This window comes from Massilia sp. HP4, assembly GCF_005222695.1.
Taxonomy (GTDB): domain Bacteria; phylum Pseudomonadota; class Gammaproteobacteria; order Burkholderiales; family Burkholderiaceae_D; genus Telluria.
Genome location: NZ_STGG01000017.1, coordinates 1 through 11,544, shown reverse-complemented (window position 1 = coordinate 11,544; position 11,544 = coordinate 1). Strand labels below are relative to the sequence as shown.

Below are 11,544 nucleotides of genomic sequence, written 5' to 3'. Positions count from 1 at the left end.
TATGATTTGTCGAAACACGACCCACAGGCCGCTCCGTTGTCCTTGCTATTGCTCAAATGATAGCTCCGCGAACTGTCCCGCGGCGCGCCGTTCACGAGGTAGCGCGGTGCGATCCCGGACGGATCAATAAGTGAGCTGAAAGCGGGCTCATGGCCTGGCTGGACGGGAGCTTTCGCCTGACGTACGTATAATGGCCGCCTGCCGTTCCACCTTTTTGTTGCGCTTCCCGATTCCGCCATGACCGCTGCCGCTGCCGACTCCCACGACCACGACCACGACGACCTTCCCATGCACGCCGTCGATGCCGCCACCCGGCATCTGGCCGATGTGCTGACGATCGCGCTCGAACACGGGCCCGGGAACAAGGCGCTGGTGGTGTACGACACCCGCACCGGCCTTTCGCGCGCCCTGCTCGACGCCTACCGGCGCAACCTGCCGCAAGCCACCTTCGTCGACTTCGATGCCGTGGCGCCAGACGCTGTACTGGCGGCCTTTCGCACCATGGCGGCGGGCGAGCTGGTGGTGCTGCTGCAGTCGTCGAACTTCCGCCTCGACGGCTTTCGCATGCGGGTCGAGCTGTTCAAGCTCGACCTGAAAGTGATCGAGCACGTGCACCTGTCGCGCATGCCGGGCATCCAGGGCGAGCACTACATCGATGCGCTGGCCTACGACCCGGCGTACTTCAGGGGCACGGGACGTGCGCTCAAGGAGCGCATCGACCGCGCGCCGCATGGCCGCGTGGTCGGCGGCGGCGAGACGCTCACCTTCGCCTCGCCGTTCGAGCCGGCCAAGCTCAATATCGGCGACTACAGCGACATGAAGAACGTCGGCGGCCAGTTCCCGATCGGCGAAGTGTTCACCGAAGCGCTCGACCTGGAAGCGGTGCATGGCCGGGTGCAGATCCACGTGTTCGGCGACACCAGCTACCGCTCCAACCGCCCCGAGGTGCCGGTGACCCTGGTGATCGAGGGCGGCCGCGTGGTCGATACCGAGAACGCGACGCCGGCCTTCCAGCAGGTGCTGGACAATATTCGCGCGGACGAGGGCGAAGTCTGGGTGCGCGAGCTGGGCTTCGGCCTGAACCGCGCCTTCACGCGCGAACTGCGGGTCGACGATATCGGTACCTACGAGCGCATGTGCGGCATCCACCTGTCGCTCGGCGCCAAGCATGGCGTGTACCCGAAGCCCGGCTTCAAGCGCAAGGATGCGCGCTACCACATCGACGTGTTCGCGGTGACCGACGCGGTCTACCTGGGCCAGGAGCGGGTGTACGAAGACGGGCGCTGGCTGGCCTGATGCCGGCCTGGGTTGGCCTGGCGCGGGGCAATCGCGTGGTATGATGGCCGATTGTAAAACGGGAGCCCATCATGCCGGACTCGCTATCGAGTCATGTGAGGGAAATCCAGGCCATCGCCGCCGTGCCGCGGATGCTGGAAACCGTTGCCGCGCTGACCGGCCTGCGCTTCGTCTGCATCGCCCACGTCACCGCCAGCAGCTGGACCGCCTGCGCGGTACATGACCGCCTGGGATTCGGCCTCGCCCCCGGCGCGGCGCTGGACGTCACTACCACGCTGTGCGAGGAAGTGCGCGATTCCCGGCAGGCGGTCGTCATCGACTGCGTGCGCGACAGCGCATGCTACCGCGATCACCATACTCCGCGCATCTACGGCTTCCAGAGCTATTTTTCGATCCCCATCTTCCGCCCCGACGGCTTTTATTTCGGCACCTTGTGCGGTCTCGATCCGGAACCGGCCCGGCTGAGCGACGGTCCTACCATCCCCGCCCTGACCCTGTTTGCCGAACTGGTGTCGCGCCAGCTCGAAACGGAGCGCTCGCTGAGCGCGGCCCGCAGCGCGCTGCTGTCCGAACGCGACACCGCGGAGCTGCGCGAACAGTTCATCGCCGTGCTGGGCCACGACCTGCGCACGCCGCTCTCGGCGATCCTCACCGGCGCCGAGCTGCTGGCGCGGCGCCACGATGACCCGATGACCCGCCAGGTAGTGGAGCGGATGCGTGGCAGCGCGCTGCGCATGTCCGGACTGGTCGATAACGTCGTCGATTTCACGCGCGGGCGCATGGGGTCGGGCCTGGCGCTCGACATGGCCCGCCATTCCGACGTCGACCGGGTGCTGGAACAGGTGATCGACGAGCTGCGCAGCGTGTATCCCGGTCGCGCCATCGCCAGCAGCATCGCGCGCGGCCTGACCCTGCACTGCGATCCCCAGCGCCTGGCGCAACTGCTGTCGAACCTGCTCAAGAACGCGCTGGTGCACGGCGCCGAAGGGTGTCCGATCGAGGTACGGGTCGACATCGACGACAGCCGTTTTGTGCTGGAGGTGCGCAACCAGGGGCCGGACCTGGGCCGCGACGTCATCGCGCAACTGTTCAAACCCTACTGGCGCGCCCGCTCGCGCAGCAGGGACGACGGCCTGGGACTGGGCCTGTACATCGTCGACCAGATTGCGCAGGGGCATGGCGGGACGATCGGCGTCACATCGCGCGATGGATGGATCGCCTTCAATTTCACCATGCCGCTCGGCTTATGAGCACCACACCCATGGTTATGCGCGATGCGCATGTTTCAATATTTTTACAAATACCTTAAGCAGTTGATGTGTATCAGGATTAGAATTCTTTTCTAATATCAACTAAAAACCCAGGGGAACCATGTTCCGTTTGCCCATAGGCGTGGCAGCGCTATGCTTCGCCGCTTCGGCGTTCGCCATCCCGGCGCACGCGGCCGCACCCTTCGACGACAAATTCCGCCAGCTCGACGAGCTGCTGCCGACGCCCGGCGCGGTGCGCACCGCCTCCGGCGCGCCGGGCCACGCCTACTGGCAGCAGCGCGCCGACTACACGATCCGCGCCACGCTCGACGAAAGCAAGCGCGCGCTCTCCGGCGCCGGCACGGTGACCTACCATAACAATTCCCCGGATACGCTCAAGTACCTGTGGCTGCAGCTGGACCAGAACATCTACAAGCCGGGGTCGGACGCGCGCCAGGGCGCCACCCTGCCCTCGCGCGGCGCTTGGACCGGCGCCACCGCGCAGACCGGCCTGAAATTTGACGGCCTGCGCACGCTGCTCGAGCAGCGCACCTTCCCCGGCGGCTTCGACATCCTGGCCGTCAAGGATGTGAACGGCCGCCGCCTGCCGCACACCATCAACAAGACGATGATGCGGATCGACCTGCCGCAGCCGCTGAAACCCGGCGCGCGCGTGACGTTCAGCGTCGACTGGCGCTACAACATCAACGAGCAGAAGGTGCTGGGCGGGCGCGCCGGCTACGAGAAGTTCGACGACAACAACGACCTGTTCGAGATCGCCCAGTGGTTCCCGCGCATGGCCGCCTACTACGACGTCTATGGCTGGCAGCACAAGCAGTTCCTGGGCGCGGGCGAATTCACGCTCGAATTCGGCGACTACGACGTGCGCATCACCGTGCCGGCCGACCACGTGGTCGCCTCGACCGGCGAGCTGCAGAACCCGGGCGACGTACTCACTGCCGCCCAGCGCGATCGCCTCAGGCAGGCGCGCACGGCGAACAAGCCGGTGATCATCGTGACCCAGGCCGAAGCCGAAGCCGCCGAGAAGGCGCGCAGCGCAGTTGGCACCGGCGCCAGCAAGACCTGGCACTTCAAGGCGAAGAACGTGCGCGATTTCGCGTTCGCCTCGAGCCGCAAGTTCATCTGGGACGCCCAGGGCGTCAACAGCGGCCCGCATCAGGTATTGGCGATGTCGTACTACCCGAAGGAAGGCAATCCGCTGTGGGAGAAGTATTCGACCCAGGCGATCATCCACACCATCGAGCAGTACAACAAGTATTCCTTCGACTACCCATACCCGACCGCGATCTCGGTCAACGGCCCGGTGGGCGGCATGGAATACCCGATGATCTCGTTCAACGGCCCGCGTCCGAGCAAGGACAAGAAGACCGGCGAGATCACGTATTCGCAGCGCACCAAGTATGGCCTGATCGGCGTGATCATCCACGAAGTGGGCCACAACTACTTCCCGATGATCGTCAACTCCGACGAGCGCCAGTGGACCTGGATGGATGAGGGCCTGAATACCTTCGTGCAGTACCTGGCGCAGCAGGCGTGGGAAGAGAACTGGCCCGACAGCCGCGGCGAGCCGCGCCGCATCGCCGACTACATGAAGAGCCGTAACCAGGTGCCGATCATGACCAACTCGGAGTCGCTGCTGCAGTTCGGGAACAATGCCTATGCCAAGCCGGCCGCCGCGCTCAACGTGCTGCGCGAAACGGTGCTGGGCCGCGAGCTGTTCGACTTCGCGTTCAAGGAATACGCGCAGCGCTGGAAGTTCAAGCGCCCGACCCCGGCCGACTTCTTCCGCACCATGGAAGACGCTTCCGGCACCGACCTCGATTGGTTCTGGCGCGGCTGGTTCTACACCACCGACGCAGTCGACGTCAGCGTGGACGGCATCACCGAATACACGGTCTCGAGCCAGGATCCCGACGTCGAGAAGGCCTTGCTGCGCGCGCGCCGCGCCGGAGAACCGGTCTCGGTCACCCAGCAGCGCAACCAGGCTCTGCCCCGCCGGGTCGATGCGCATCCGGAGCTGAAGGACTTCTACAACGAGAACGACGACTTCACCGTTACCAACAAGGACCGCAACCGCTACCAGGAAAAGATGGCCGGCCTGGAGGATTGGGAGAAGGCGCTGCTCAAGGAAGGCAAGCACCTGTACCTGGTCGATTTCACCAATATCGGTGGGCTGGTGACGCCGCTGGTGGTGGAGATCGAGCTCAAGAGCGGCAAAAAATATATCGAGCGTATTCCGGCCGAGGTGTGGCGGTATTCGCCGACCAAAATCACCAAGCTGTTCGTGACCGATGAACCGATGGTGGGGCTGACCCAGGATCCGTATTGGGAGACTGCCGATATCGACGTCAGCAACAATAGCTGGCCGCGGAAGGCGACGCCGTCGCGGCTCGAGTTGTTCAAGACCGAGCGGGATCCGAATAATCTGATGCGCGATGCTAATACCAAGCTCAAGGAGAAGGCGGACACGCCTTCGGCAGAGTGATCGTCGGCTTGGCTTCTTGTTGAACGCGTCGGCGGCGTAGCCGCCAACCCTACGCCGGTGGTGCCATCGCGCCGCCGGTGTTTTACTTCTGGCTGTCATTTACATGAATCTCAAGCACCTGCAGGCGACCCTCGCCGCCCTCGTTCTTTCCGCTTCCGCCAGCGCCGCCGGCCCGGTCTTCGACGACAAATTCCGGCAACTGGAAGAATTGCTGCCGACGCCGGGCGAGACCCGCAACGCGGCCGGCGCGCCGGGGCACAAGTACTGGCAGCAGCGCGCCGACTACCGGCTGCAGGTCGCGATCGACGAGAACAAGCGTTCGCTGTCCGGTTCCGGCACCGTTACCTACCATAACAATTCGCCGGATACCCTGTCCTACCTGTGGGTGCAGCTGGACCAGAACATGTTCCGCAACGATTCGGACAACCGCACTATCTCGACGCTGCCGTCACGCGACGCCTGGCAGGCGCGCGGCAATGATGGCGTCAAGTTCGACGCCCTGCGCCTGACGCTCGAATCGCGCAAGTTCGACGGCGGCATCCACATCGCCAGCGTAACCGGCAGCGACGGCAAGCCGCTGCGGCACACGATCAACAAGACCATGATGCGCATCGACCTGCCGCAGCCCCTGAAGCCCGGCGCGCGCACGTCGTTCAACGTGGCCTGGAGTTTCAATATCCCCGAGATGAACGTGCTGGGCCGCCGCATGGGCTTCGAGCGCTTCGACGACGGCAACGACATCTACGAGATCGCCCAGTGGTTCCCGCGCATGGCCGCCTATTACGATGCGGCCGGCTGGCAGAACGCGCAATACCTGGGCGACGGCGAATTCACGCTCGAATTCGGCGACTACGATGTGCAGATCACGGCGCCCGCCGACCATGTGGTGGCGTCCACCGGCGAACTGCAGAACCCGGGCGACGTATTGAGCGCCGCCCAGCGCGAGCGTCTCAAGCAGGCGCGCACGGCCGGCAAGCCGGTCATGATCATCACCCAGGCCGAAGCGCAGGCCAATGAAAAAGGCCGCGCGACCGGCACCAGGACCTGGCGCTTCAAGGCGCAGAACGTGCGCGATTTCGCCTTCGCCACCAGCCGCAAATTCATCTGGGATGCGCAGGGCATCAACAGCGGCCCGCGCCAAGTGATGGCCATGTCCTATTACCCGGCCGAGGCGAATCCGCTGTGGGAAAAATATTCGACGCCGGCCGTGATCCACACCATCGAGCAGTACAACAAGTACTCGTTCGACTATCCGTATCCGGTCGCGATCTCGGTCAACGGCCCGGTGGGCGGCATGGAGTACCCGATGCTGTCGTTTAATGGGCGCCGGCCGGTGAAAGACGCCAAGACCGGCGAAGTGACGTATTCGAAGGCCGCCAAGTATGGCCTGATCAGCGTGATCATCCACGAGGTCGGCCACAATTACTTTCCAATGATCGTCAACTCGGACGAGCGCCAGTGGACCTGGATGGACGAGGGCATGAACAGCTTCGTCCAGTTCCTGGCCGAACAGGCGTGGGAAGAAGGCTATCCGGCGCGCCGCGGCGAGCCGCGCGACATCGTCTCGTACATGCGCAGCACAAACCAGGCGCCGGTGATGACCAATGCCGAATCGACGCTCCAGCGCGGCAACAACGCTTATGCCAAGCCGGCTACCGCGCTCAACATCCTGCGCGAGACCATCCTCGGCCGCGAGCTGTTCGACTTCGCCTTCAAGGAATACGCCGAGCGCTGGAAGTTCAAGCGCCCGACACCGGCCGACTTCTTCCGCACCATGGAAGACGCTTCCGGCACCGACCTCGACTGGTTCTGGCGCGGCTGGTTCTATACCACCGATGCCGTGGACATCAGCGTCGACGGCATCACCGAGTACACGGTCAGCAGCCAGGATCCGGACGTCGAGAAGGCGCTCCGCCGCGAGCGCGCCAAGGGCGAGCCGGTGTCGATCATGGACCAGCGCAACAAGGGAATGGCGCGCCGCATCGACGCCCACCCGGAGCTGAAGGACTTCTACAACGAGAACGACGAGTTCACGGTCACCAATAAAGACCGCAACAAGTACCAGGAAACCATGGCCGGCCTGGAGGACTGGGAAAAGGCGCTGCTCAAGGAAGGCAAGCACCTGACCCTGGTCGACTTTTCGAACAAGGGCGGGCTGGTGATGCCGCTGATCGTCGAGATCGAACTGAAAAGCGGCAAGAAGATCACCGAGCGGATCCCGGCCGAAGTCTGGCGCTATTCGCCGAAGCAGATCACCAAGCTGTTCGTCACCGACGAGCCGATCGTGGGCCTGACCCAGGATCCGTTCTGGGAGACGGCCGACATCGACACCAGCAATAACAGCTGGCCGCGCAAGACCACGCCGTCGCGCCTGGAACTGTTCAAGACCGAGCGCGATCCCAATAACCTGATGCGTGACTCCCTGACGCCGCTGAAGGGCGCCGCCGCACCGAAGGCGACGCAATGACCTTGCATGGTTTGAAAGCGCTGTGCGTCGCCCTGCTGCTGTGCCTAAGCACAGCGGCCAGCGCGCACCGCTTCCACTTCGGCATGACCGACATCTCGTACAACGAGCGCACCGGCAGCACCGAGATCGTCCACACCTACACGGCCCACGATATCGAAGCCCTGCTGCTGAACCTGTACCAGCGCCAGTTCGATCTCTCCGACCCCGAAGACCAGGACGTGCTGCGCAAATACGTCGAGCGCCAGTTCTGGATCGCTGGCCAGGACGCCACGCGCCTGCCGGCCAAGTGGATCGGCATGATGGTCGACGCCAACAGCGTCGTCATCTACCAGGAAATCGAGGACACGCCGCTCACCCGCGCCGCCACGATCCGCCAGGGCGTGCTGATCGACTTCCTGCCCGAGCAGGTCAACACCGTCAACCTGAACACCGGCGGCGCCGTGCGTTCCCTCACCTTCAACCGCCAGGCGCTCGAGCAGCCGGCCCGGTAACAAAGTCCTTTTCCAGGCTTTCCATGATCCTGCGTCCCATTCCCTGCGTGCTGGCCGCGCTGTTCGCCACGCCCACCGTCCATGCCGACGACTTCCAGCTCCAGCGCGTGCTGGTCGAAGGCGCGCGCGCCAGCCAGCTGGGCATCGCCGACTCGGCCGGCGCCGGCAGCGCGGGCGCGAAGGACCTGGCGGGCCGCATCGCCTACCGTCCCGGCGAACTGCTCGAAGTCACGCCCGGCCTGATCGCCAGCCAGCACAGTGGCGAAGGCAAGGCCAACCAGTTCTACCTGCGCGGCTTCAACCTCGACCACGGCACCGACCTCGCGACCTGGGTCGACGGCATGCCGGTCAACCAGCGCAGCCACGCCCACGGCCAGGGCTGGACCGACCTGAACTTCCTGATCCCCGAACTGGTCGGCCGCCTCGACTACCGCAAGGGCCCGTACTCGGCGCGCGAAGGCGATTTCTCGTCGGCCGGCGTGGCCTCGCTCACCTATGCCAACCGCCTGGTGAAGGATATCGCCTCGGCCACCGTGGGCCAGGATGGCTACCGGCGCGCGATGGCCGCCGGCTCGCTGGACGCGGCCGACGGCAGCCTGCTGTACGCACTGGAAGCGATGCACAACGACGGCCCGTGGACACGGCCGGACGACTACCGCAAATTCAATGCCGTGCTGCGGTTCAGCCGCGGCTACGCCAACAATGGCTGGAGCGTCACCGCGATGGGCTATCGCGGCGATTGGCACTCCACCGACCAGATCCCGCTGCGCGCGGTGCAGGACGGCCGCATCGGGCGCTACGACCTGGTCGACGACAGCGATGGCGGCCAGGCGCGGCGGTTCAGCCTGTCGGGCATCTGGCGCCGCACCGACGCCGACTCCGCCTCGAAAGTCAGCGCCTACGCGATCCGCAACCAGCTCGAGCTGTTCTCGAATTTCACCTATTTTCTGAACGACCCGGTGAACGGCGACCAGTTCGCCCAGCCCGACCGCCGCGTCACTACCGGCATCGACGCCACCCACACCTGGCATATGCACCGCAGCGCGGAGCTGTCGTCCGACCTGACGGTGGGCGCGCAGCTCCAGAACGACAATATCTTCAATGGCTTGTACGACACGCGCCGGCGCGAGCGAATCGCGACCACGCGCGAAGACCACATCGTCGAGACCAGCGGCGCCGTCTTCATCGAGCATGCCACGCGCTGGAGCGCTGCGCTGCGCACGGTGGCGGGGGTCCGCGCCAGCAACTACCGCTTCCGCGTCGATGGCGACCGGCTTGACAATGCCGGCAAGGCGCACGACACCCTGGTCACGCCGACCCTGAACGTCGTCTATGGACCATGGGCGTCGACCGAGCTGTATGCCAACTACGGGCATGGCTTTCACAGCAACGATGCGCGCGGCACGGTGGCGACGGTCGATCCGAAGACCCTCGATGCGGTCGATCCGACACCAGGCCTGGTACGCTCGCGCGGGGTTGAGCTTGGCATACGCACCGAAGCGATCCCCAAGATGCAGACCTCGCTGGCCATCTACCGTCTCGACTTCGATTCCGAGCTGACCTATATCGGCGACGCCGGCAATACCGAGGCGGGCGATCCGAGCCGCCGCCATGGCATCGAGTTCTCGAACTACTACCGCCCGCTCAAGTGGTTGTCGATCGACCTCGATGCAGCCTGGGCGCGCGCCCGTTCGCGCGGCGAGAACCTCGACGGCGATCGGATACCCGGCGCCATCGAAGGCGTGGCCCAGCTGGGCGTGACGGTGGACCCGGGCGGCCCGTGGTCGGGCTCCCTGCGCCTGCGCTGGTTCGGCCCGCGCCCGCTGATCGAAGACGACAGCGTGCGCTCGAATGCGAGCCTGACGCTCAATGGCCGCATCGGCTACCGGCTGGCGAACGGCCTGCGGCTGGAACTGGAAGGCTTCAACCTCACCGACCGGCGCGCCTCGGCCATCGATTACTTCTACGAATCGCAGCTGCAGGGCGAAACCGCGCCGGTGGCGGACGTGCACTTCCACCCGATCGAGCCGCGCTCCTTGCGCCTGACCCTGGTCAAGCAGTGGTAGTGACGGGCCGGCATTGACATTTGGCGGCGCGCGGCCTGTAATGAGGTCATCCTTCGACTTCTCGGGATGACCGCCATGCCGCTACGCTCCCTGCTCGCCATCGTCTGGCTCAGTACCGGCATCTTCAGCATCTATATCGCCACCTTCTACGGCGGCGCGATCCTGGCCGGCACTCTCGAGAAGGACTGGAACGAGGTGCTGCCGCGCCTCTACGAACCCGGCTCGATCGCGGCCGCCACGATGATCGGGATGCACTTCATCGCCGGCTCCAGCGTGCTGCTGCTCGGCCCCCTGCAATTCATCCCTTCCCTGCGCGCCCGCCATCCGCGCCTGCACCGCTGGACCGGCCGCGTCTACCTCGTCTCGGCCCTGCTGGCCGGCACCGGCGGCCTGGCCTACCTGGCCCTGAAAGGCGCGGTCGGCGGCATCGTGATGGAAATCGGCTTCGGCCTGTATGGCGTGCTGACCGTGCTGGCGGCGCTGCAGGCCTGGCGCCATGCGGCCGCGCGCCGCCTCGAGCTGCACCGCGCCTGGGCGATCCGCCTGTTCGCGCTCGGGATCGGCTCCTGGCTGTACCGCATGTACTACGGCATCTGGCTGAAAGGCCTGGGCGGGGTCGGCCATACCCCCACCTTCGACGGGCCGTTCGACATGACGATGAGTTTCTTCTTCTATGTGCCGAACCTGCTGGTGGCCGAATACTTCATCCGGCGCCAGGCGCAGCCGGCCCTTTCGATGCCGCGCCGGGTGCTCGGCCAGGCCGGCATCGTGGCGCTGGTGCTGGTGCTGCTGGCGGCGACCTGGCTGTTCGCCCATGCCTACTGGTTGCCGCATATCGGCCGCCGCCTGGCCCCGCTGTTTGCCTGATTTAGAGCCTATCCCGGTAGGCGCGGCAAGAGCGACTCCCACCTACCGGGATAGGCTCTTAGCGCATCTGTCGTTCGGCGGGGGCGGTCACCCGTAAAGACGAAAAGTGCTACGCTAACGGGATGACTACACCGCAACTCCCCTATACCGAACCGTCGCAATTGACGGAAGCACTGCGCAGCACCGGTTACGCCGTCCTGCGCCCGACCGACGTCGCCCGGCTGGCCGGCTGCGGCATCGACGAGCTGGACACGCTCGTGCCGAGCTGGGACCGGCTCGAGCTCGACGAATACCTCAAGGATGGCGGCCGCTATCGCCGCCGCCGCCACTCCTGCTTCATCGACGACGACGGCACGCTCGCCCAGACGCCGCACCGCGCGCACTGGCAGCCGGTCGAGTACAACGCGCTGCATGGCGGCATGCACCGCCTGTTCGCGCCGATGGAAGCGGCCACCATCGCCAATCCGGCCTGGGAAAAACTGCTGTGCGCGCTGGGCGGCGTGTGCTCGGCGGTCGCCGGCCAGCAGCGCTGGTTCGTCGAGGCGCACCAGTTCCGCATCGATACCGCCGACGGCATCGGCCGGCCCACGCCAGAGGGTGC

8 protein-coding genes are annotated in these 11,544 nt (G+C 65.3%); all 8 read left to right on the top strand.

The features are described 5' to 3' along the window. The first annotated feature begins 237 nt into the window (after positions 1–237). Positions 238–1,296 (top strand): hypothetical protein, encoded by a 1,059-nt coding sequence (locus tag E8M83_RS09295; protein ID WP_137173087.1) that lies wholly within the window; start codon positions 238–240, stop codon positions 1,294–1,296. Positions 1,297–1,367: 71 nt separating this feature from the next. Continuing rightward, positions 1,368–2,546 carry a sensor histidine kinase KdpD gene (locus E8M83_RS09290; protein WP_137173086.1) on the top strand — a complete coding sequence of 393 codons (1,179 nt, stop codon included), beginning with the start codon at positions 1,368–1,370 and terminating at the stop codon, positions 2,544–2,546. Between the two features lie 121 nt (positions 2,547–2,667). Continuing rightward, positions 2,668–5,052 (top strand): M1 family metallopeptidase, encoded by a 2,385-nt coding sequence (locus E8M83_RS09285; RefSeq protein ID WP_137173085.1) that lies wholly within the window; start codon positions 2,668–2,670, stop codon positions 5,050–5,052. Between the two features lie 103 nt (positions 5,053–5,155). Then, positions 5,156–7,519: a M1 family metallopeptidase gene (locus E8M83_RS09280; RefSeq protein ID WP_137173084.1), complete on the top strand. Its 2,364-nt coding sequence runs from the start codon at positions 5,156–5,158 to the stop codon at positions 7,517–7,519. Continuing rightward, entirely contained in the window at positions 7,516–8,010 is a 495-nt protein-coding gene (locus tag E8M83_RS09275; RefSeq protein ID WP_137173083.1) for a DUF6702 family protein, read from the top strand. Before E8M83_RS09280 ends, E8M83_RS09275 begins: the two co-directional genes overlap by 4 nt. Positions 8,011–8,033: 23 nt before the next feature. Further along, positions 8,034–10,076: a TonB-dependent receptor gene (locus E8M83_RS09270; RefSeq protein WP_137173082.1), complete on the top strand. Its 2,043-nt coding sequence runs from the start codon at positions 8,034–8,036 to the stop codon at positions 10,074–10,076. A gap of 75 nt (positions 10,077–10,151) precedes the next feature. Beyond that, complete coding sequence (locus tag E8M83_RS09265) at positions 10,152–10,943, top strand: DUF2306 domain-containing protein (protein WP_137173081.1); 792 nt, start codon at positions 10,152–10,154, stop codon at positions 10,941–10,943. Positions 10,944–11,065: 122 nt separating this feature from the next. Then, positions 11,066–11,544: 2OG-Fe dioxygenase family protein (locus tag E8M83_RS09260; protein ID WP_137173080.1), on the top strand; the 479-nt coding region annotated here is incomplete at its 3' end.